The organism is Deinococcus psychrotolerans (genome assembly GCF_003860465.1).
Lineage (GTDB): Bacteria > Deinococcota > Deinococci > Deinococcales > Deinococcaceae > Deinococcus > Deinococcus psychrotolerans.
This window is the reverse complement of the sequence record NZ_CP034183.1, coordinates 21,123-43,514: the sequence shown is the minus strand read 5'-3', so window position 1 is coordinate 43,514 and position 22,392 is coordinate 21,123. Positions and strand designations below refer to the sequence as shown.

General features: G+C 62.5%; 21 protein-coding genes. 15 read left to right on the top strand and 6 right to left on the bottom strand.

The window, feature by feature from the left end; translation table 11 throughout:
• Positions 1-43: 43 nt before the first annotated feature.
• The 9 genes from purS (at position 44) to EHF33_RS00180 (ending at position 7,107) form a co-directional block, all read left to right on the top strand.
• On the top strand, positions 44-322 hold the full coding sequence (purS, locus tag EHF33_RS00215; RefSeq protein WP_124867081.1) for a phosphoribosylformylglycinamidine synthase subunit PurS: 279 nt from the start codon (positions 44-46) through the stop codon (positions 320-322).
• Positions 319-690, top strand: a complete 372-nt coding sequence (locus tag EHF33_RS00210; protein ID WP_124867080.1) for a cupin domain-containing protein — start codon at positions 319-321, stop codon at positions 688-690. The genes purS and EHF33_RS00210 overlap by 4 nt, the downstream gene beginning before the upstream one ends.
• The gene (gene purQ / locus EHF33_RS00205; protein WP_124867079.1) at positions 687-1,349 is read left to right on the top strand and encodes a phosphoribosylformylglycinamidine synthase subunit PurQ; all 663 of its coding nucleotides are present in this window, start codon (positions 687-689) and stop codon (positions 1,347-1,349) included. The genes EHF33_RS00210 and purQ overlap by 4 nt, the downstream gene beginning before the upstream one ends.
• 18 nt (positions 1,350-1,367) lie before the next feature.
• Entirely contained in the window at positions 1,368-1,724 is a 357-nt protein-coding gene (locus EHF33_RS00200) for a hypothetical protein (RefSeq protein ID WP_124867078.1), read from the top strand.
• Positions 1,721-2,188 (top strand): DinB family protein, encoded by a 468-nt coding sequence (locus EHF33_RS00195; RefSeq protein ID WP_124867077.1) that lies wholly within the window; start codon positions 1,721-1,723, stop codon positions 2,186-2,188. Before EHF33_RS00200 ends, EHF33_RS00195 begins: the two co-directional genes overlap by 4 nt.
• A gap of 16 nt (positions 2,189-2,204) precedes the next feature.
• Entirely contained in the window at positions 2,205-2,354 is a 150-nt protein-coding gene (locus EHF33_RS20955) for a hypothetical protein (protein ID WP_164473363.1), read from the top strand.
• A 63-nt stretch (positions 2,355-2,417) separates the two neighbouring features.
• On the top strand, positions 2,418-4,691 hold the full coding sequence (purL, locus tag EHF33_RS00190) for a phosphoribosylformylglycinamidine synthase subunit PurL (RefSeq protein WP_124867076.1): 2,274 nt from the start codon (positions 2,418-2,420) through the stop codon (positions 4,689-4,691).
• A 71-nt stretch (positions 4,692-4,762) separates the two neighbouring features.
• Positions 4,763-6,217, top strand: coding sequence for an amidophosphoribosyltransferase (gene purF, locus EHF33_RS00185; protein ID WP_124867075.1), 1,455 nt, complete (start codon positions 4,763-4,765; stop codon positions 6,215-6,217).
• 215 nt (positions 6,218-6,432) lie between these two features.
• Complete coding sequence (locus EHF33_RS00180; protein WP_124867074.1) at positions 6,433-7,107, top strand: haloacid dehalogenase type II; 675 nt, start codon at positions 6,433-6,435, stop codon at positions 7,105-7,107.
• A gap of 43 nt (positions 7,108-7,150) precedes the next feature.
• Here the strand turns inward: EHF33_RS00180 and EHF33_RS00175 are convergent, their stop codons facing one another.
• A complete protein-coding gene (locus EHF33_RS00175; RefSeq protein ID WP_124867073.1) occupies positions 7,151-7,390 on the bottom strand; it encodes a hypothetical protein in 240 nt (79 codons plus the stop codon).
• Between the two features lie 72 nt (positions 7,391-7,462).
• On the opposite strand from EHF33_RS00175, the gene EHF33_RS00170 reads away from it, so the two are divergent.
• The 5 genes from EHF33_RS00170 to EHF33_RS00150 all read left to right on the top strand — a co-directional run bounded on the left by EHF33_RS00170 (position 7,463) and on the right by EHF33_RS00150 (position 12,368).
• Positions 7,463-8,458, top strand: a complete 996-nt coding sequence (locus EHF33_RS00170; protein ID WP_124867072.1) for a type I phosphomannose isomerase catalytic subunit — start codon at positions 7,463-7,465, stop codon at positions 8,456-8,458.
• A gap of 36 nt (positions 8,459-8,494) precedes the next feature.
• Positions 8,495-9,514, top strand: coding sequence for a cell division protein ZapE (gene zapE, locus EHF33_RS00165; RefSeq protein WP_124867071.1), 1,020 nt, complete (start codon positions 8,495-8,497; stop codon positions 9,512-9,514).
• A gap of 283 nt (positions 9,515-9,797) precedes the next feature.
• The gene (locus EHF33_RS00160; RefSeq protein ID WP_124867070.1) at positions 9,798-10,943 is read left to right on the top strand and encodes a M20 family metallopeptidase; all 1,146 of its coding nucleotides are present in this window, start codon (positions 9,798-9,800) and stop codon (positions 10,941-10,943) included.
• 40 nt (positions 10,944-10,983) lie between these two features.
• Positions 10,984-11,292: a hypothetical protein gene (locus tag EHF33_RS00155; RefSeq protein WP_124867069.1), complete on the top strand. Its 309-nt coding sequence runs from the start codon at positions 10,984-10,986 to the stop codon at positions 11,290-11,292.
• Positions 11,293-11,372: 80 nt separating this feature from the next.
• Entirely contained in the window at positions 11,373-12,368 is a 996-nt protein-coding gene (locus EHF33_RS00150; protein ID WP_124867068.1) for a hypothetical protein, read from the top strand.
• Between the two features lie 61 nt (positions 12,369-12,429).
• On the opposite strand, the gene EHF33_RS00145 is transcribed toward EHF33_RS00150, so the two are convergent.
• The 5 genes from EHF33_RS00145 to EHF33_RS00125 form a co-directional block, all read right to left on the bottom strand.
• A complete protein-coding gene (locus EHF33_RS00145) occupies positions 12,430-15,975 on the bottom strand; it encodes an efflux RND transporter permease subunit (protein ID WP_241191187.1) in 3,546 nt (1,181 codons plus the stop codon).
• 3 nt (positions 15,976-15,978) lie between these two features.
• Positions 15,979-17,259 (bottom strand): efflux RND transporter periplasmic adaptor subunit, encoded by a 1,281-nt coding sequence (locus tag EHF33_RS00140; RefSeq protein ID WP_124867067.1) that lies wholly within the window; start codon positions 17,257-17,259, stop codon positions 15,979-15,981.
• On the bottom strand, positions 17,259-18,350 hold the full coding sequence (locus EHF33_RS00135) for a TolC family protein (RefSeq protein WP_124867066.1): 1,092 nt from the start codon (positions 18,348-18,350) through the stop codon (positions 17,259-17,261). The genes EHF33_RS00140 and EHF33_RS00135 overlap by 1 nt, the downstream gene beginning before the upstream one ends.
• Entirely contained in the window at positions 18,347-19,843 is a 1,497-nt protein-coding gene (locus EHF33_RS00130) for a TolC family protein (RefSeq protein ID WP_164473362.1), read from the bottom strand. Before EHF33_RS00130 ends, EHF33_RS00135 begins: the two co-directional genes overlap by 4 nt.
• Before the next feature lie 97 nt (positions 19,844-19,940).
• Complete coding sequence (locus tag EHF33_RS00125; RefSeq protein ID WP_124867064.1) at positions 19,941-20,549, bottom strand: TetR/AcrR family transcriptional regulator; 609 nt, start codon at positions 20,547-20,549, stop codon at positions 19,941-19,943.
• 278 nt (positions 20,550-20,827) lie between these two features.
• On the opposite strand from EHF33_RS00125, the gene hisD reads away from it, so the two are divergent.
• The gene (gene hisD, locus EHF33_RS00120; RefSeq protein ID WP_124867063.1) at positions 20,828-22,144 is read left to right on the top strand and encodes a histidinol dehydrogenase; all 1,317 of its coding nucleotides are present in this window, start codon (positions 20,828-20,830) and stop codon (positions 22,142-22,144) included.
• The last annotated feature ends 248 nt before the right edge of the window (positions 22,145-22,392 follow it).

Here is a 22,392-nt window from a genome sequence, read left to right as displayed (position 1 = left end):
CTTTTACAAGTCGCAAGCCACACGCCCATTTCAAAGGAATTCCATGCCTCAAGATCAAACCAAAACCTATCAGGCCAAAGTTTTCGTCACCCTCAAGCCCAGCATCCTCGATCCGCAGGGACGCACGGTTGAGCGATCCCTCTCGCACCTCGGCCAGCAGGTCAGCGGCGTGCGGGTCGGCAAATACATCGAGCTGCAACTCGAAGGCGAGCGCGGCGAGGTGGAAAGTCGCCTGAAAGACATGGCCGAAAACGTGCTGAGCAATCCGGTGATGGAAAATGTGCGCTGGGAGCTGGAAGAAGCGGCGCTGGAGCCAGCGTGAGCACGCCTGACACAATCAACTTGCAAGAAAAGTTCGCTCTGTTTACTGAGCACTGGTCGCCCAGAGTGGTGGCCGACCTCAACGGCCAGCAGGTCAAAATTGCCCGCATCAGCGGCGAATTCGAGTGGCACGCCCACGAACATGAAGACGAGTTGTTCATGGTGATTAAAGGCGTGCTGCAACTCAACTTCAGAGACGGCGAGCGGATCATCAACGAGGGCGAACTGCTCGTCGTGCCGCGCGGCGTGGAGCATTTGCCCGTGGCCCAGACGGAAGAAACCTGGATCATGATGTTTGAACCCGCCAGCACCCTCAACACCGGCAACGTCGTCAGCGGACGCACCGTGAAGGAGTTGCAACACCTGTGAACGTCGCCGTGATTCAGTTTCCCGGCTCCAACTGCGACGCCGACGCGCTCCACGCCGCCCAAATGAATCTTGATCCGTCTGCCCGGTTCGTGTGGCACACCGAAGAAGGCCTTCCCAGCAACACCGATCTGGTGGTTTTGCCCGGCGGCTTTAGCTACGGCGACCACCTCCGCAGCGGCGCGGTGGCCGCCCGCAGCCCGATCATGGGGGCCGTCAAGGCGCACGCCGAACGCGGCGGCTACGTGCTGGGGATCTGCAACGGCTTTCAGGTGCTGACCGAATCGGGACTGCTGCCCGGAGCGCTCAGCCGCAACCGCGATCTGCATTTCTTGTGTAAGCCGGTACACCTGCGGGTAAACAACAATCAGACCGCCTTCACCTCGGCGTATGCACCGGGCCAGACCCTAGAAATGCCCATCGCGCACGGCGAGGGCAACTATTACGCCGACGCGGGCACCATCGAGCGGCTGGAAAGTGAGGGCCGGGTCATCTTCCGCTACTTGGACAACCCCAACGGCTCGCTGAACGACATCGCCGGAATCATCAGCGAAAAGGGCAACGTGCTGGGGATGATGCCGCACCCCGAGCGGGCGGTGGAAGCGCTTTTGGGCAGCGAGGACGGTCAGGGGTTGTTTCAGTCGCTTAAATCTGGCGTGTAAAGGCAAGGGGCGGCGGGGATGAACTGGAATATTTTGTTAGTTGGATTGCCTCTCGTGCTGGGCGCTCTGGTGTTGCTGATTCCCCTCTACTTCCTCGTCAAATTTCCCCGGAGGCTGGATTGGAAAGCGGCACTGGGATTCATCTTTGCGGGTGTGGGAACCACTTTCGTGTTGACCCTGGTTCTGGCTCTGGTGTTCAGCGCCCTGACTAGCATCTTTCCTGGCCTCAATCCTTACCGGCCTCCTGCATTCGAGTCCATAGACGGCGGGCTGTTCGTCCTCCTCGTGAGTTTGGATTTCGCTCTGCTCTTCGTCTGCACCGCCCAATGGCTTCTGATTTGGACTAGGAAGCTGAGCACAAGGAGCACCAAATGACCACTATTCAGACCTTTTTGGCCGATCAGTACGAAATAGAACTCAGCGCCTTTCGCGCCGTGCTGGAAAGCATACCCGAGGGAACGTTCAGCACGGCCAGACTCGGCCACTCTCCAGCCTGGCACGCGCTGCACATTGCCGACTGGCTGCGGCTGACGGTGCTGGAGGACAAAACCTCTACCTACAATTTTCTGGGCTGGGAAGATCAAGCCTGGGCGCAGAACTTGAACGGACTTGCCCCTGTCGACGAGGACGCTGATCAGGCTGCGATTCTGGCGCACCTCGGCAGCGTGGGCGCTCAGGCAGTGGCTTATCTGCGCGGGGCCAGCGACGCTGATTTGAGCGGCATGGCCTTTTCGCCCAGCGCTCCGAACGGCGAGCGCCCCCGCCTAGCCGCACTGGGAATGCATCTGCGGCACATCGCCTATCACCGGGGCCAGGTGCAGTTGGGGAAGAAGGCTTGAGGTATGGAGATGCGTTTTGATCTTGGAAGCTCTCTCCAGCGCCAAAACTCGCCGTTCTATTTACCGTCTTGATTTAGACATTGTGAGCAAGCTGCTTGATGAGCTGAGCCGCCTCGAAGGCCGCAAAGTCATCATCACTGATCTGATCGAGAAGACCGACCACTAACTTCCTCTACACCATCAAAATACTTTGCCACCACTTCAACCAGAGGCCTTTCAAGGACACTCCATGACCCAAACCCACACCCCCAATCCTTCCCTCCTAAACCCCTCTCTCCGAACCCGCGCCGCCACCTTCGGCCTCGCCGACACCGAATATGACCTGCTCGTTTCGCAACTGGAGCGCCACCCCAACGCCCTGGAAGCCGCCATCGTCGGCGCAATGTGGAGCGAGCACTGCGGCTATAAAAACTCGCGCCCCCTCTTCAGCGCCTTTCCCACCACTGGCCCGCAAGTCCTGCAAGGCCCCGGCGAAAACGCAGGCGTGGTGGACATCGGCGAGGGCTGGGGCGTGGCCTTCAAGATGGAATCGCACAACCACCCCTCGGCGGTGGAACCCGTGCAGGGCGCGGCAACCGGCGTCGGCGGCATCCTGCGCGACATCTTCGCGATGGGCGCTCGGCCTTTCGCGGTGCTGGATTCGCTCAGATTCGGGGACCCCGAAAGCCCCCGCACCAAGTTTTTGGTCAACGGTGTGGTGGAGGGCATATCGCACTACGGCAACGCGATTGGCGTGCCCACCGTGGGCGGCGAGGTCACTTTTCATCCCAGCTATCAGGAAAACCCGCTGGTCAACGTGATGGCGCTCGGCCTGCTGCGCCACGAAGATTTGGCAAAAGGAACGATGGGCGAGGTCGGCAACGTGATCGTCTATGTCGGCTCCAAAACGGGGCGCGACGGGCTGGGCGGCGCGGTGTTCGCCTCGGCTGATTTAAGTGACGCCTCGCAGGCTGACCGACCTGCCGTGCAGGTGGGCGACCCCTTCATGGAAAAACTGCTGTTGGAAGCCACGCTGGAGGCCATCGAGGCAGGCGTAGTGGCGGGCGTGCAGGACATGGGCGCGGCAGGTCTGGTCAGTTCCACCTGTGAAATGGCTTACCGGGCAAACCTGGGCATCACCATGAATCTCGACGACGTGCCCACCCGCGAAACCGGGATGGTGCCGATGGAACTGTGCCTCAGCGAGTCGCAGGAGCGGATGATTCTGGTGCCGGTGCCGGGACGCGAACAGGAACTCTACGACCTGCTGGCCAAGTGGGAACTGGACGTGGTTCAGATCGGGCAGGTGGAGGAGCACCACAACTACCGCCTGATGTGGAAGGGCGAAGTGGTCTGTGACCTTCCCGTGGCCCTGCTCAACGAAGCGCCCAAATACACCCGCGAGGGCGTGGAGTCGGAAGCCATCAAAGCCGCCCGCGAACGCGACCTCAGCAGCGTGCCGGTGCCCACCGATCTGGGGCAGGTGTTGCTCAAGCTGCTGTCACACCCCACCATCGCCAGCAAGCGCCCGATCTTCGAGCGCTACGACCAGCAAGTCATGACCAATACCGTGGTGCTGCCCGGAGCCGCCGACGCCGCCGTGATGCGCGTCAAGGGTTCCTCGATGGGCGTGGCCGCCACCAGCGACTGCAATCCGCGTTTCGTGCAGCTCGATCCGTATGTGGGAGCCGCCGCCGCCGTGGCCGAGGCCGCCCGCAACCTGGCCTGCGTGGGCGCGACGCCGCTGGCGATCACCGACAACCTCAACTTCGGCAACCCGCACCGGCCCGAGGTGTATTACCAGATGCAGCAGGCCGTTCAGGGCATCGGCGACGCTTGCCGGGCACTCAATACGCCAGTCACGGGCGGCAATGTCAGCTTGTATAACCAGTATGTGGAAGCCAATCCAGATGGAACACAGCGCACGGTGGCGATTCACCCCACCCCGACTATCGGCATGGTGGGCGTGCTGCCGGACATCAGCCAGCGGGCCACACTGGGGCTGAAGGGCGAAGGGCAGATGCTCTATCTGCTGGGAGAGCTGGGCGACTCTATCGGCGCTTCGCAGTACCTGGAAACCATTCACGGCCTGGAAGCGGGGCAGGTGCCGACGCTGGATTTGGCGCTGGAACAGAAGGTGATTGACGGCGTGCTGGCCCTGATTCGCGCTGGCCTGACCGACACCGCGCATGACTGTGCTGAAGGTGGGCTGGCCGTGACCCTCGCAGAAATGGCGATGGCCGGAAGTGTTGGCCTGCACGCCGAACTCAAGCACCCCGATACCCGCGCCGACGCCCTGCTATTTGGCGAGGCACACAGCCGCGTGGTGGTGGCGATCAGCACCGAGCAGCAGGCCAAAGCCGAAGCGCTGCTGACAGACCTGGCCGTGCCGTTCGTGCGCCTCGGCATCAGCGGCGGTGAGAGCGTGACCATTTTGCTCAGGGAGCAGAATGTAAACTTGAGCGTAACCCTCGCTGACTTGCGAGATGCTTACGACAATCCGCTGAAAGCTGTGCTGGCCTGAGTGGCGGGCCTTCTTGTATGGTTCGTGTCACCCTCATTTCTGGGGAAGAACGCTCAAAGGAAAGTTGACGAATGACTTTGTATGATTCCCCAGAACTTGCCTTCTACGACGGCGACGACAAACCCCACGACGAATGCGGCGTTTTCGGCATGTACTCGCCTCAGCCGCTCGACCTGGCCTGGATGACCTACCTCGGCATCTTCGCCCTCCAGCACCGGGGGCAGGAAGCGGCGGGCATCGCGGTCAGCGACGGTGACAAGTTCCACGTCGAGAAAGATCTGGGCCTGGTCACACAGGTCTTCGACGAACGCCGCCTGGATTCGGTGCGGCTCGCCAACGCCCGCGTCAGCATCGGGCACGTGCGCTACTCCACCACAGGCTCTAACCTGCGCTTCAATGCCCAGCCGCTGACCACCCGCACCAACAAGGGCATTCTGGGACTGGCGCACAACGGCAACTTCGTGAACGCCCGTGAGGTTCGCAACCAGATGCTGATGGAAGGCGCACTGTTTGCCACCACCAACGACTCCGAGGTGATGCTGAACCTGATCGCCCGCGAGTCGCACATGGATCTGGTGGAGGCCACCGCCGCCGCCATGCAGCAACTGGAAGGCGGTTACGCCTGCGTGCTGATGAGCCGCACCGCTCTGATCGGCTTCCGCGATCCCAACGGCGTGCGGCCCCTGGTGATCGGCCAGCGCGACCACCCGGAAGGCATCGGCGCTTACGTGATCGCCTCCGAGCCGTGCGCTCTGTTTGCGGTGGGAGCGAGGTTGCTGCGCGACGTGCTGCCCGGCGAACTGGTCTGGGTGGATCACAACGGCCTGCACAGCCTGATGGTGCATCCGGCCAAGCCGACACCCTGCGCCTTCGAGTGGATTTATTTTGCCCGCAGTGACAGCCAACTTGACGGCGTAGACACCCACGCCAGCCGCATCCGCATGGGCGAGCAGCTCGCCCGCGAGTTTCCGGTGGACGCCGACATCGTGGTGCCGGTGCCGGATTCGGGCATGGGCGCGGCGATTGGTTACGCCCGCGAGAGCGGCATTCCCTTTGACTACGGCCTCTACAAAAACCCCTACGCGGGCCGCACCTTCCTCGCACCCACCCAGGAAGCGCGGGACTTGAAAGTCAAGATGAAGCTCTCGCCCACCAGCGCCGTGCGCGGCAAGCGGGTGGTGCTGATTGACGACTCCATCGTGCGCGGCACCACCAGCCGCCAGATCGTCAACCTGCTGCGCGAGGCCGGAGCCACCGAGGTTCACTTCCGGGTCAGCAGCCCGCCGATCAAGCACCCCTGCTTTTACGGCATCGACACCGCCGCCCGCAAAGAGCTGGTTGCCAGCACCCACAGCATCGAGCAAATCCGTGAGCTGATCGGCGCGGACAGCCTGCGGTTCATCTCGGAGCGCGGGCTGAAGGAAGCGGTCAGCGGGCCGGGATTGTGCCTGGCCTGTTTCAACGGCGAGTATCCGGCGGGCATTCCGCTGTTTAACGACACCGATAAGCTGGCGCTGGAAGTCTAATACCAGTCACCAAAATTCCGAATGCACTTTCGGAAAAACGCCGAAAGCGCCTCCTCCATTTCTGTGACTGGTATTTTTCACTCCTCGCTCCGCTCGGAAAATTCGGCTGAACGGAGCCGAATTTTCGGTGATTGGTATAAAAACGCTCGTTTGAGTTGAACAACGCCCAAGCGCCGCCTCCCCTACTGGCCGCCTGGGCGCTTTAGCATTGGGCCATGTCTTCCTCTGCCTCCACCGTTTTTCTGGATGTCAACGAAACCTTGCTTGACCTCTCGGCGCTCGATTCACTCTTCGAAGACGCGCTGGGCGACGCCGGAGCGCGGAGGCAGTGGTTCGGGCTGCTGTTGCAACTGGCGCTGACCCAGACGGTCATTGGCGACTATCACGACTTCAAAATGTTAGGTGAAGCAGCCCTGAGTGCTTTGGGTCAAACACGGGGCCAAGTTATACCGAGCGACTTGCCCGCTCAGGTGGCCGCCGCCATGCGTCAACTCCCGCCACACCCCGACACCGCAGAGGCCCTAATGCGTCTGCGAGAAGGCGGAGCGCGGCTCTACGCTCTGACCAACAATCCGCTGGCCGTACTCGAAGCCCAACTCAAGAACGCTGGACTGCACGACTTGTTTGACGGCGCACTCTCGGTTGACGAAGCCCACCACCTCAAGCCCCACCGAGCCGCCTACGAGTACGGTCTGCGCCGGGCCGGAGCCGAGGCAAGCGGCAGTTGGCTGATCGCCGCGCACGGCTGGGACATCGCCGGAGCAAAGGCCGTGGGCATGAAAACGGGCTTTGTGGAGCGGGCCGGGCAAGCTCAAAACCCATTGGGGTTGGCGGATGTATCGGGCAGTCTGAGCGAGGTGGTGGAGGCGGTGCTGACCCGTTTAGATTGACGGCACATCTTCAACCATCGGCAGGTCGCTGAACGGCTTCACCCTATGCCCGCCGTCCCCGCACCATCATGGCCCCGCCTGCGCCTGCCAGCAGCCCGCCGATGGTGCCGAGGCCAAAGGTCAGCATGACGCTGGGCGACGGATTGGTGGTGACATTCGTTCGCAGCGCCGAGGCGATGGCGTCGAGCTTGTTGATGGTGATCACGTTGCCGAACAGCAGCGCCAGCGACACCACGATCAGCACCACGCCGACAATCCCAATGATTCGAGCGAGTAGGTTCATGGGGCCATGATAAGCCGCTTGGGCCGCCGACAGGTGCCGCAGCAAACAAACAACTGCTCTAGACTGCTCGGTATGACCCACCACGCCGCCCTGCCCCCTTTTCTCTACAAACTGCGCCCCCAGTACCACACCCGCGTGTGGGGCGGCCAGCACCTCAAAAGTGTGCCTTACGGACAAACGCCCGTCGGTGAAGCCTGGGTGGTGTTTGACGGCAATCAGGTCGAGGGCGGGCCGTTTGAGGGTCAAACCGTTGAAGACGTGCTGGCTGAATTGGGCGACACCTTTTTGGGTCAGGGCGTCTCAGGGCGCTTCGGCGGGCGCTTTCCGCTGCTGATCAAGTTGCTCGACTGCGAAGAGTGGCTCAGCGTGCAGGTGCATCCCGACGACGAGCAGGCCCGCGAGCTGGTGGGCGAAGGCGAATTCGGCAAAACCGAGGCGTGGCACTTTTTGAAAACCGACCGGGGCGCAAAGATTCTGGCGGGCGTCAAAGCGGGCACCACGCCTGAAGCGCTGGCACAGGCCATTGGCGGAGGCAGTGTGATGGAGGTGGCCGACGAACAAGCCGTGCAAGCGGGCGACACGGTGTTCATCGCGGCGGGCACTCTGCACGCGCTGGGGCCGGGCACGCTGCTTTACGAAGTTCAGCAGAGCAGCGACACCACCTACCGCGTCTACGACTGGGATCGGCCCGCCAGTGAGGGGCGCACCCTGCACCTTGAGGAAGCGCTCAAGGTGACGCGCTCCGACCTCAGCGCCGAGGTGCTGCCCCTGCCCAAGCTGGGATCGGCGGAAGCGGCGACGCTGGCCGAGTGCCCCTACTTCCGCTTGGAAGTCGCCGAAATCGCAGCGGGCGAGCGCTTGGAGAGCCACACACGCGGCCAGAGTGTCCACGCCCTGACGGTCAAAAGTGGGCGATTGGAACTGGAAACCGCCCATGAAACGCTGCACTTATCGGCCCTGGAGACGGTGCTGATCTCGGCCCACACCGGCCCTTACGTGCTGTGGGCCTTAGACGGAGACGTGCAGTTGCTGCGCTCCAGTTTGCCGCCAGAACAGGAGACGCCGTGAGCGCCGCCGCCCTGCTTACCCCACCAGCCGCCTCCCATGCTTGACCTCACCGCCCGCCGCCCCAGCCTCACGCCGCAGCAGCTCAGCGAAGGGCTGGCCCCCAGCGCCCGCTTCGAGGGGGTGCGCTTCGAGAACTACCAGCCCAATTCGGCCTTCGCCTCACAGGCGCGGGCCAGAGACGCTTTGGCCGTTTTCGCGGCTGAGGCCAAGCAAAAACCCAGCGGCTTCCGGCTCTTTAAACGCCACAAGCCTGAGGGGCGCGGCCTTTATCTGGACGGCGGCTTCGGGGTCGGCAAAACGCACCTGCTGGCCAGCACTTATCACGCGGCAAGCGGCAAGCGGGCGCTGATGAGCTTCCAAGAACTGATGTACCTCATCGGAGCGCTGGGCATGACGCGGGCGGTGGAGACGTTCAAAGACCATGATCTGCTCTTGATCGACGAATTTGAACTCGACGACCCCGGCAACACCCACATGGCCAATACCTTCCTCGGCCAACTGATGCCGCAGGGCGTGAGCGTGGTGGCCACCAGCAACACCGAACCCGGCGCACTCGGTCAGGGCCGCTTCAATGCCCGCGACTTCGAGCGCCAGATCAAAGGCATCGCCTCGCGCTTTGAAAACCTCGGTTTAGACGGCCCCGATTTTCGGCAGCGCGGCGCAGCGCCCGCCCAGGTCATGAGCGACGCCGAGTTCGGAGCGTGGGCGCAGCGGCAAGATCAGGCCACGCTGGCTGTGCTGCTGCACCGCGACCTCAGCCACCTGCTGCTCGAAGTGCATCCCTCGCGCTTCGCCAAACTGCTCTCGGGCGTCAGCGCAGTGGGCGTGCGCGGCTTGGTGCCGATGCCGGATCAAAACGTGGCCCTGCGCTTCGTGCATTTTGTCGACAAACTCTATGACCTCGGCCTCAGCGCCGCTTTTACGGGCGTCAGCTTGAACCAACTCTTCGATTCCAATTACCGGCACGGAGGGTACGCAAAGAAATACAGCCGCGCTCTATCGCGTTTATCGGAGCTTCTCACCGAAAGTGCGGCGCAGTCTGAGACTTCTGCTTAACCTCTAAACTTATGGTGGTCAGTCAAAGGCACACGAATCTGTTTCTTTTTATAGGCGTAGGTAGGCTGAATGTCTTCGGCGCATGGCGCTTGGCTGATTTGTATTTGCGTGACCGCGCCGCCCTCTCCCCTTCCAAAAGAAATAAGAGTTCCAGTCAAACCCCTAAGAAAACCCTGCTGACCCAGCCGGCAAGAAAGCCCAAGAGGCACCGAGAAAGGCGCTCCCGAAATGAAATCCCACCATTTCGAGAACAGATTGAACGCAAACCGGATAAGCTACCGGCATGACCTCTTCTGCTCAGCCCTCAGTCCCCGACCTTCAAGCCGAGCCGCTCGTCTCCTTGCTGCGCGACTTAGAGCAGTTGGTCAAGCTCGAATCGCCCACCTCCAATATGCTGGCCGTCTGCACCGTGCAGGACGCGGTGGAGCAGTGGGCCAAAGACCTCAACGCCCACACCCACGCGCTGCCCGGCGGCACACGGCAGTTTTTGTTCGGGACTTCAGAAGACACCGGCTCAGCACAGCGAAAGCGTGTTTTGGTGCTGGCCCACGCCGATACGGTCTGGCCGCAAGGCAGCCTCAGCGACATGCCGTTCCGAGTTGAGGGGATGCGGGTCTACGGCCCCGGCAGTTACGACATGAAAGGCGGCATCGTGGGCTTGTTTTACGCGCTGAGGAGCTTGGAGGGGAATTATCCGGCGGGCGGCATCGAGGTGCTGCTGACCCCCGACGAGGAAATCGGCAGCCACCACAGCCGCGCCGTGATCGAGCAAGCCGCTCAGCGTGCCCGCGTGGTGTTGGTCATAGAGCCGCCGGTGGCCGACAGCCACGCCCTCAAATCGGGGCGAAAAGGCGTCGGGCACTTTCTGGTGGAACTGCGCGGCGTAGCGGCCCACGCGGGCAACAAGCCCCTCGAGGGAGCCAGCGCCATCAGCGAAGCGGCGCATCAGATTTTGGCGGTGCAGGCGCTGGCCGACCCGGAAAAAGGCACGACGGTCAGCGTGGGCGCGGTGTCGGGCGGCGGGGCCGTCAACGTGATTCCGGCCCAAGCCCGCTTTGAAATCGATCTGCGGGTCAGCACGTTGGAAGAAGGCGAGCGGATCACTCAGGCCATGCAGGCCCTGACGCCGCACGACAGCCGCGTGGAGATCAAGGTTTCGGGAGGGCTCAACCGCCCACCGTTCGAGCGCAGCCCCGCCACGATGAAGCTTTTTGCTCAGGCCAAACAGTTGGCGGCTGGCCTCGGCTTCGATTTGACTGAGGAAGTGGTCGGCGGCGGCAGCGACGGCAATTTCACCGCGCCGTTCGTGCCCACCCTCGACGGTCTCGGCGCACCCGGCGACGGCGCACACGCGGCCCACGAACACATCCGCCTAGACCGCTGGCCCGACCACGTGCGGCTGCTGACGGCGCTGCTGCGCGAAGTCTAGAACCTCTACGGGTTAAACTGCTGGTCACTCAGGAGCAACCATGTTTAATCTTTTTGCCAAGAAACCACCCGCCAATCCCAACGTGAAAGACTTGGGCGGCGGCGTCTATAACGTGCGGCTGCGAACTTTGCGGCACGGCGATACCGTAACGCTGCGCTTTACCAAAGCGGCCCATATCGGCGTGGCCGAGGAAGGCAAAGGCTACGTGCTGCGAAAAGGCATTGTCAGTAGCGAGCATTTTGACCGGGGCGAAATCGCCGTGTATTTTGACGACAAGTACCGCATCACCGGCACCGAGGCTGAGGGCGTGGAGTTCGTGCCGGTCAGCGAGTGGCCCAGAGGCGAGTGAACTTAATCTCCGGGCAATAGGTCTTCAGGATAGCGGCACGAATAAAGGTGTAAGCAACTCAGACATAAAATAAGAGCAAGATGAAACCTCTTGCTCTCCTTGCTCTTTTACTGACTTCCGGTACTCTGGCCGCAACCCGCGTGGCTGGCACCAACACCGTCTACTCGTATTCGCTTGACCCGATCAGCGACGTCAATACCAGTGTGGTAGCCATAGACGAACAGTACGACCAGTATGGTGACACGCGCTTAACGGTGCAGTGTGCCAACCGGGGGGAGCCTGATGTGTGGGCTGCGCTGCGGAGCAAAAACGACCTGATCACCGAAGGTCAGCTTGATCAGGGTCTAAAGCCTGCTGTAACCATCCGCTTGGGCAATGATCCAGCCATCACCCTGCGCGACAGCGATTTGGTGAGCGTGGTGGATGAAAGGGACAATCTCAAGACCCGCAGTCTGGGTTTTTATGGCCCGGTCGTCGGCCAACTGGTGCGCGGCCTGCAAAGTGGCAAGCGCCTAGCGGTGCGGATCAACAGGCCCAGCGGCGGTCAGGCCCTGACTTATTTGTTTCCTGCTGCCGGGTTTAACACGGCCTGGAGTGGCGTGCGCGGCTGCGGAGGAGCGGCCAGCGCTGTCCCGGCTCGATCCATGACCCAGACGTCCAGTTCAGGCGTAGCGGCCCCCAAATTTACCCAGTGGTACTTCACGACTTGCCGGGACGCCGAGAGCGGAGTCGTTCGGACGGGCCTGATAGCGGGCCGGGCGCACCTATGCGATCTGGTCATCGACACTGTACCCAATGGAAATTTTCCAACCTCAGCCCGTTTCAACTACGAACTGGAATACCGTGAAAATGGACAGGCAGGCAAGCTCAAACTCGGCGGCGCAGACGGCTGGCAAACTGGAAGCGAGAATGTAAAGTTCCGGCGTGAGGGCAGCAAGCTCGTCTTTACCTTGCCGCTGAATGTGCGTGCCCGCAGCAACCGCGTTTATACCAGCTTGAACGTTATTGGTGAACTCGATTTCGGCGGCGTCAGCAAGAAAGTCTTCGAACCTTTGCCAGTGCGCTCAGGCAATTGAGCGGCAGTCAATAAAAAGCCTCCACCCCTCATCAGGTGGAGGCTGTCAAGAAGATTTTTGCTCAGTCCGTCGCGGGCGCGATTCCGCTCGGCAGAACTTCGGCCTGCACTTCACGCGGCTGTTGCCTGTTGCGCTCGAAGCGGTAAAACACGCTCGGCACCACATAGAAGGTCAGCAGTGTGCCGGTAATCACACCGCCCATGATCACGATGCCCAAGCCGCGCCGAAATTCCGCACCCTCGCCACCGCCGAAGATCAGCGGAATGGAGATCACCAGCACGGTGATGGTCGTCATGATGATGGGCCGGAAGCGCAACTCGGCGGCTTCGATCAGCGCTTCCTTGATGGGCAGGTGCTTCATGCGCTCCACCACGAATTCGAGGTACAGAATCGAGTTTTTGGTGGCGAGGCCCAGCAAGATCACCATACCCAGAATGGTAATCACGTCCAGCGAGGTCTTGAAGAAAAAGAGAGTCCAGACCGCGCCGACGATAGCCAGCGGCACCGGCAGCAGCAAGTACAGCGGGTAACGGAACGAGTTGAACTGGCTGCCCAGCACCAAGTAGGTCATGAGGATGGCCAGCACCAGCACGGCGGGGCCGTAGACCACCAAGTTGCCGGTCAGGCCCGCCGAGCCGAAGCTCGAAGCATTGCCCAGCGCCACTCCGTTTCCGAGAATGCCCGCTTTGGTGGCGTTACTCACAATGGTTTGCTGATACGCAAAGGCGTTGGGGCCGCCCTTTTTGAGGTTGATGTCGATGGTGGCGGTGTAAGCCTTGTTAAAGCGGTTCAGGGTCGCGGGCGCTTGCTGAAGCCGGAAGCTGCCGAGGCTGGAGAGCGGCACGTTGGCTCCCAATGCCGAGGAATACACCGTCTGCGAGAGCAGCGACTGCTCGGTTTGCAGCAAACTGGGATCGAGCTTGACCACGATGTCCACGCTGTTGTCGCCGTCACGCAGGCTCCCGGCTTTGCTGCCATCGTTGTAGCTTCTCAGCGCCTGCGCCAAGTCCGAAGTGGTCAGGCCGGAGCCGACCAGCTGAGCCTGATTCGGCACGAAGTTGCGCTCCTGACGGGTGGCGCTCAGGCTGCTGGTCGCGCTGCTGAGGTTGCCGTCTTGTCCGAGCTGACGCATCAGCTCACGGTTTTTGGCTTCCAGAATGCTCTGGTTGGGAGCGCTGAGCGCCAAGCTGATATCCGACGAGCCGCCGGGGCCGTTTTGCTGAGCGGCCACGCTGAGGGTGTCGAGCGGCACGCCCGCCAGCGCTTTTTTGATACCGACTTGGTACTTGGCCACCAAATCGTCGATGCCGGGGCGCAGTTTTTTGTCGATGAGGGTGACGGTGACGGCACTGCCGTTGGCCCCGGTGCCTTGCAGCGAGCCGCTGCCCACGCTGGTCGAAACCAGTTTGACTTCACTTTGGGCCAGCAAATAGCTTTCCATCTTGCGGGCGGCGCGGTTGGTCTGATCCAGACTGGTGCCCACCGGCAGCGTCAAGCTGGCCGTCAGAATGCCGCCGTCGCTCTTGGGCACGAAGGCAAAGCCCACCTTGCCAATCGGAATGGCGATGGTAAAGAGAAACGCCACTGCCAGCAAAATAATCAGCAAATTGCGCGGCAAGGCCCACGCCACGCTGCGGGCGTAAGCGCGAGCGAGTCGGATAACTGCGCCGTTGACGATGCCGTGCAGCGTAGTGGTGACAGCTTCGAGGAGGCCCAGCAGCACCATCAAAACGTAGCGGACGACGCCGATAATCAGCGGGTAGAGCAGCAGCGCCACGAAGATGACCGGCCCGGTTCCGGCCTGACGCGAGATCACGGCCAGCCCGATACCGAACACCACCAGGCCGAGAATGCCCCAGGCGCTCAGCAAGGTCTTGCGGGCAAAGCCCCACTTGATGATTTCAGAAAACCTTCCCAGCAAGCGGCCAAACTGCGGCCAGCCAATCGGGTCGGGGTCACTGGTGTACGCCATCCGGACGGTCAGGAACAGCAGCGATTCCAGCCAGCTCAGGGCAATCGCGGCGATCAGGCCGATGGCAAATTGCCGGAAAAATTGACCCAGAATACCCGGCATGAAGCTCAGCGGCACCAGCACGGCCAACAAGGAAAAGCTGGCAGCGGTAACGGCGCTAAACACTTCCGAGCCGCCGTAAAGTACCGATTTGAGTCGGTCATAGCCGAGGTCGCGGTAGCGCTGCACGTTCTCGGCCACCACGATGGAGTCGTCGACCACGATGCCGATGGCCACGATGATGGCCAGCAGTGAAATCAGGTTGAAGGTAAAGCCGAAGAGGTTATAGAGCAGCGGCGCGGCGCTGATCGAGATGGGAATGGCCAGCACCACCGCGAAGACGGTGTTGAGCCGCCCCAAGAACAGCAGCACGACCACGCCCACCGCCGCGATCCCGATCAAAAATTCCTTGAAGGTGTCATTGACGGTGGCGCGGGTGGTGCGGGTCGAGTCTTCGGAGAGCGACAGGCTGTAACCCTGCGGCAGCTTGACGCTTTCCATGCTGGCCCGCACGCTGTCGGCCACCGAGACCGAATTGGTGCCCGACGCCTTGCGGACGCCCAGCAGCACGGCGGGCTGGCCGTTGAAGCGGGCGTAACTGGTGGCGGCCGCCGAGGTGTCGCGCACGGTGGCCACGTCGCTGACGGTCAGGCCAGTTTGCGGATCGACGATGATGCGCCCCACGCCCTGCACGCTGGTGGGTGTGTTGCGGGTCGAAAAGCCAATGGAGTTCCCGTTCTGGGTCAGCGATCCGGCGGGAAGGTCGAGCGCCGAGGCGCTGATGGCCTGAGTCAGCCGGGCCGGAGTCAGGTTGTAGCTTTGCAACTTGGCCGGGTCGATCAGCACCTGAATTTGGCGGGTCGGCCCGCCCGATACGGTGATGTCGGCCACGCCTGCCACCCGCTGAAGGCGCGGCACCAACACGTCGCTGGCGTAGGTGGTCACGTCGGCGGCCCGCGCCGTGCCGCCCTGAAGGGCCAATGTCAAAATCGGCTGGGCGTTGGGATCGAACTTTTGCACGATCGGCGCGTTGGCGTCGCTGGGCAAGGTGCCGCGAATGGCCGCCACCGACTGAGAAACGCTGTTGGCCGCCGAATCGATGTTGGTGCCGTCTTGAAAGGTGATGATCACGGCGCTCTGGCCGCTGGTGCTGGTCGAGCGGATGTCGGAGACGCCGCTGATGGTGCTGATGGCGTCTTCGATCTTGCGCGAGATTTCACGGTCGACCTGGTCAGGCGTCGCGCCGCTGTAACTGGTGGACACCGCCAAGATCGGCACTTCAAAGTTTGGAAGCAATTCCACGCCAAGGCGGGTGGTGTTGAGCAGACCCAGCAGCACCACGGCCACGAACACGCCAATCGAGAAAACGTAGCGAGACACGCTGAACCGGATGGCCGGATTGATCTTGGGCAGCGGCTCAGAGGAGTGCGGGACAGGCGGCTGTGTATTAGCCGAACGGGAGTCCGTCGGCGCAGCTCGATTCCCCTTGCTCAAATTGACGGACTCAGCCGCCGCGCTCTGCTCCTGTCGGGCTTTCATCCGGGAGCGCATATTGCCGATTAAGTTGCCGCCATCGCCTTTGGGCTGATCCGCCATACTTTATTCACCGACCTTGATACTCGCGCCGTCCTGAAGGCTCGGCGGCACCGGATAGATGACCTGCGCTCCGCTCGGTACGCCGCTGACCGCCACTTGGCCCTGCGACTCGGCCAGAATTTTGACGGTCTGGCGCTGGGCCGCGTCTCCCCCCACCAGATAAACAGCATTGTCGCCGCTGTCATTTTGAATCGCGCCGCTGGGCAGCAGGGCTCCGGACGCCAGCGAAACGCGGTAACGCATCTGGCCGACGCCGCCCACCGGCAAGTTGCTGGCGCTCGCGCCGAACAAGCGGGTGGTCAGCGGCACCAGGCGGTCACTGCCCGTTACCCGGTCGCCTTCCTTGATCACGGCGAGATAGGTTTTGCCGCCGTAATCGAAGTTGAGCTTGCTTCCAGCCACCAGCGCGGCGGCGTCGCTGGGCGACACATTGAAGTCGGCGGTCAGGCTGCTGCCGTCCACCAATCTAAACACGGCCGTGCCGGTGTTGACATACTCGCCGAGCTTGGCACTGACGCTGGCCACGGTGCCGGAAAAGGGAGCGCGGACGCTGGCTTTGGTCAGGTTTTCCTGCGCTTGCCCCACCGAAACCTGAGCGCTCTTGACCTGATTTTGCAGCAGGGCGAGGCTGCCGCTGCCGCTCTGGCCGTTTTGGGTCAGGTTGTTTTTGGCCAGCGAGAGCGCCGACTGGGTTTGGGCCAGCGCGGCCTCACTGGCTTTGAGATCAGCCGCGCTGATGCCGCCGAGGCTCAGCAAATTGCGGTTGGCCGTGACGTCTTGCTGTGCTTTGTCGAAGTTGGCCTGAGCCGCCGCCAGCGCCGATTGAAGCTGCGGATCACCCTGATTGGTGTTGCGCTGGGTTTGGGCCAGATTGATCTGGGCGCTTTGCAGCTGAAGCTGGGCGCTCTCCAGGGTTTGGCGCAGGGCCGAGGTATCGAGCTGCACCACCACGTCGCCCGCTTTGACACTCTGGCCCGCCACCGCCAGCACCTGCGTCACCGCCCCGCCGGTCAGGGCCGCCACCTGGCTGTCTTGGGCAGCGGTGATGGTGGCGCTGGAGGTGCGGCTCACGTTCAGCTTGCCCTGCTTGGGCGTGATGGCGCTGACTTTGAGGGCGCTCGTTTTGGGCGGCGCGGCGTCCAGATTATTGGTGCTGGAGGTGCTGGGCTTGGCGTCCGCTTTTTGTGTGTCGGCAGCAGGCTTGGTGCAGGCCCCGAGCAGTAGGGCAGCGCTGAGCAAGGTCAACGCGAGCGGAGCAGTTGCAAATCGGCTCGCCGTAAGCATTACTGCACCAAGCCGGTGACATCTTTACCCGCCGCCACCGAGAGCGCGGCCAGCGCTTTCCAGGAGTTGTCTTGGGCCTGCGCCAGCGCGAATTGAGCCGAGAGCAGCAGAACCTGTGCATTTTGCACGTCAATGGCAGCGGCGGTTCCAGCTTTGAGGCGGGCCTGGGCCTGATTGAGGCTGGTTTGCTGGGCTGCCAAGCTGGCCGCGCTGATGCCGACTTGTTCACGGGCGTTTTGGGCGGCCCGGTAAGCGTCGTTCAGGGCAGTCAGGGCGACTTTGCGGCCACTGTCGAGGTCGCGCTGGGCATTGCTGAGCGCGGTCTGGGCGTCTTGTAGGGTGCGGGCCGGGGTGTAGTCGTTGTCGGAAACCTTGACCTGAAGTTGGGCGGTCTGCACCGCGTTGGCCGCCTGCACCAGCGCTGGCAAGCGGTCATCGAGGCCGGCTTGCAGCGAAGCCAAGGTGGAGCTGAGCGCGGGCGGCGCAGCCGGGTCTTTGACCGTCACGGCGGTCTGGCCCAGGCCCAAGGTTTTGGCAAGCTGAGCGGCGGCAATCGGGCGCTGGGCTTTGGCGTCAGCCAGTTCTTGCTGGTTGCTGCTGAGGCTGTTTTGGGCCTTGGTCACGTCGAGTTGGGTGGCGACTTTGGCGGCAAGCCGGGCCTGGGCAATTTGCAGGCTGCGGCTGTAAAAGTTAACCTGCGCGGCGTTGAGGCTGGTGCGCTGGTCAGCTTCGTAAATGCCGAGGTACTGCGAGATCACCGTTTGCATCACGCTGAGTTTGGTGTTGGCAATGCCCACCGTGGCGCTTTGCAGCGTCTGCTGAGCGGCCAGCTGATCGGTGATGATGCTGGTCGGATCGGCCTGCACCGCTTTGCTGTTGGCCTGCGCTTTTTGCAAGTTGGCGCGGCTGGTGTTCACGTCCGGCCCGTTGGCAATGGCGCGGGTCACGGCGCTGGCGAGGTCGAGCGTGACGGCGTTCGTTTGCGCCGTCGCCTGCGCCGCGAGGCTGAGGGTGGCCAGCAGCGCCAAGGTGTTGAGGGCAAACGGACGGGGACGGCTGGCGGTGTGACGGACTGGGGTGTGTGGGGTCATGGCTTGGCTCCGGCAGTGAGAATGAGGGCGGCGTTGAGGCGAGCGGCGGCTTTGTCGAGTTGCAATTTGGCGAGGTAGGCGTTGCTGACGGCTTGATCAACATTGGTTTGGGCGTTTTGCACCGCCACATCGGCAACTTGCACGTCAAGCGCGGTGCCGAGTCCGGCGTCCAGGCGGGCGCGGGCCGAGGCCAGCGCGGTCTGGGCGCGGGTCAGCGCGGTCTGCTGCACTTCCACCAAACGGCGGGTGCTGAGCGCGTCGTTGTCTTTGCGCCGCACGTCGAGCTCGACGCTGGTGCGGGCGCTTTGCAGGGCCAGCTCGGCGCTGCGCTGGCTGCTCTGGGCACTGGCAATCGCCGCGCTCGCCGCACTGCCGAGCACGTTGAAGCTGCCGTTCAGGCCCAGCGAGAGCGAAGTGGGAAGCGGCGTTTCGCTGCCCTTGAGCGGAAAGCTGATTTGAGCGCCCGTCACGCCGGTTTTGAAGTCGAGGCTGCCGCTCACGCTGCGCCCACCCGTGCCGCCGAGTTCGCCGTAATTGACATTGGCCGACAACCCCGGCAATCGGTCACGCTGGGCACTCACCACAGCGGCGCGGGCGTCTTCGAGTTGCGAGGCGGCTTTTTGAATTTCGCTGCGGCCCTGCAAAGCCTGGGCAAGCAAGTCTTCGACTGGTGCGGGCGCGTCGGGCAAGGCCGCCAGACTGGGCAGCACCAACTTGAGATTCAGGCCCACGTCCAACCCCAGATCGCTGAGCAGTTGCCGCTGGGTGATTTCGCGGTTGGCCTGTGCTGCAATGGCGCTGGCCTGGGCGTTTTCCAAATTGCCCTGGCGGTCGAGCAGGCCTTCCAAGCTCAGCAAGTTGTTTTGGCGCTGAACTTGGGCGGCGTCGAGTTGCTTGGCGGCCAGCGCCGCTTGAGCAGCAGTGAGGGTTTCTTGGGCGGCGGCGCTCTGGGCGGCCAGATAATTTTGCAGGGCGGTGAGCAGCAGCGTTTGGCGGCTCTCCTGCAAATCGAGGGCGGCGCGGCTCAGCGCCCGCTCAGCGGCGTGAAGCGGATCAAAGGCGCTGCCCCACGGCAATACGGCGGCCCCGACTTGGCCGGTCAGGGTGGCAGCGGCCTTGTAATCGCCGCCGTCCAGCGGGGTTTTGCCTGCCATCGCGCTGGCTCCCACACTGAGGCTGAGTCCGGTGCGGGCGCGGGCGGCGTCGAGGTTGTACTGCGCGGCGCGGTAATTTTCCTCGGCGCTGCGCCAGCCGGGAGAGGTTTTGATGGCCTGCTGCACCTGGTCAAAGCTCAGCACCGGGTTGACCAGCGCGGCGGGCGGGGCGGGCGCAGCGGCGGGAGTGGCCGTCACGGGCGGCGCAGCCAACGGAGCCGTTTGGGCCAGCGCAGAGCCAAACAGCGCCGAACCGAGCAGCGACGCGCACAGCAGCGCGGCATTCGGGTTGGCCGTGCGGCTCCGGACAAGCGGGGAAGTTCGTGGGAGAGCGTTCAAGCGCATTCACCTCGGCGGAGCAGTCAAAACAAAGAAGGAGGGCGGGAAGGCAGTTCGGGCGCAACAATTTGTTCTAACGGTTTGGTCTAGCGTGTGTCTACTCACTTTTGGATGAAGCATCTTGGGGGGCCGGCGGTGCCAAGCCCGGCCACCAGAAATCCAGCATCGTCTTGACGAAGTACTCGGCGTCAATCCCGCTGCCCTGTAAGAGTTCACGGTGAATGCGGTTGGTCAGCGCTCCCATCAGGGCGTCGGCCACCACTTCGCAGTCCACCGGGCGCAACCGGCCCAGCCCGACTTCCGCCCGCAAATACTGAGCGATCACGGCCGTGTCGGCGCTGACCGGGTCGTGGCCTCCCTTGAAATGAACTGGCGGGACTTGGCCGCGCGACCACATCATCATCAGTTGCGGCAACACCTGACGGGCCATCGTGACGATCAGCAAAGAAACTTGCTCCAAGTTGGAGCGCATATCGCCCCTACCGATCAGCGCCCGCATCTCTTTGTGCCAGTCGTGAACGTGATGCAGGCCGACAGTTTGGGCAAACAGTTCCTCCTTGGTGGCAAAGCGCTTAAAAAGCGTGCCTTCCGAAACGCCGGCGCGGCGAGCGATTTCAGCGGTCGTGGCCGAAAAACCATGTTCCAAAAAGACTTCACGGGCCGCGTCCACAATTTGCTGATCGCTGATGGTGCGTGGTCGGGCCATAAGTAAGTATGGACTCACTTACCATTGCTTTGTCAAGCACTGGCGGCGGTGGTATTGGGGGGAGATCATGGCACAAAGCGGCATAGCGCGACAGTACGGGTCGGGCGTGAAGAGGAGGAGAAGCGGTTGTGAAGATCCTGTGAAGAAGCGCCAGCAAAGGCCATCCAAGCCGTGACGACTTCAGCCGCCGCTATCTTAGAAGCCGGTGCTGCCCAGCCTTTCTCAATGGGCTCAAAGCTGACTTCACCCCTCCCCCACCCCGCAAGGAGACGTACCCGATGCAAATTCTTCAGGGCGACGCCGCAAGGCACGCACTCAGCCGCAACTTCAGCGAAATCCCCGTGCCAGAAAGCGTCCTGGCGCGTAACGAACAGCTTTACGGTGAGCGCCTGACGCCCGAACAAGTTGTGGAGCGCATTCTGGCCGACGTCAAAGTGCGCGGCGACGAAGCCCTGCTCGACTGGACGCAAAAGGTGGACGGCTTCCGGCCCACCCTGAAAGTCAGCGACGAGGACATCGCTGCCGCCGAGATCGACCCCGAACTGCACGCCGCCATTCGGCTGGCCATCCGGCGCGTCACCGATTTTTACCAAAAGCAGCCTGCCCACGGCTGGATCGATCATGGGCCGGGCGGAGCGCTGGGCCAGTTGGTACGGCCCCTCTCACGGGTGGGCGTGTATGTGCCGGGGGGCCTCGCGCCGCTGATCAGCACCCTGATTCACACCGCCGTGCCCGCACTGGTCGCCGGCGTGCCCGAGATTATCGTGACCACCCCGCCTAACCGCGACGGCCAGATTCACCCGGCCATTGTGGTGGCGGCGCGTGAACTCGGCATCTCGCAGGTGTTCCGGGTCGGCGGAGCGCAGGCGATTGCCGCGCTGGCTTACGGCACCGAGAGTATTCCGAGGGTGGACAAGGTGGCAGGCCCCGGCAATTTGTTCGTGGTGATCGCCAAGAAACTGGTGTTCGGACAAGTCGGCATCGAAAGTCTGCCCGGCCCCACCGAAACGCTGGTGATCGCCGACGACTCCGCTTCGCCGCGCTACGTGGCCGCCGATCTGCTGGCCCAAGCCGAGCACCTCGGCGCTGAGCCAGTTCTGGTGAGCACCAGCCGCCAACTGCTGACCCAAGTGCAAGCCGAAATCGGCGGGCAGCTCGAAGCTTTACCGGAACCCAACAGAAGTTGGGCGCGTGACAGCATTCAGAGCCGTATGAAGATCGTGCTAGCAAGTGACCTCACTGAAGCGCTGGAACTCTCCAACCTCTACGCGCCCGAACACCTGTGCCTCCTGACCCGCGATCCGTGGAGTCTGCTGGGCGGGGTGCGGCGGGCGGGCGGCGTCTTTGTGGGCGAGGCCAGCATGGAAGCGCTGGGCGATTATGTGGCTGGCCCCAGCCACGTCATGCCGACTGGCGGCACCGCCCGCTTCATGAGTCCGGTCAACGTGCGCGATTTTCAAACGATTATCAGCATTGTTGGCGTCAACGCCGCCGAACTGGCGCAAATCGGCCCCGCCGCCACCGTGCTGGCCCGCGCCGAAGGCTTGGAAGCCCACGCCCGCGCCATCGAGAGCCGCCTCAGTGAGCAGGATTAAGGGAGAAGAACGGGAGTTGACTCAAAATTTTTCTTGGGATCATTGCCGCGCTGAGAGAGAGGCAAGGTCAATGCCCTCTCTCCTTTTCCCACCCGCTAAAAAATGAGTTCTTAAGCTGATCCTAAGAAAAATGGAGCTTCATTTCTCATCTTTGCCCCCACAATGGTGGGATGGAGCGCTGGGTCTACCCACCAACAGGAGCGGCTCAGCACAAAAAAGCCAGATGACCACCCCCCAAAGGAGAAACA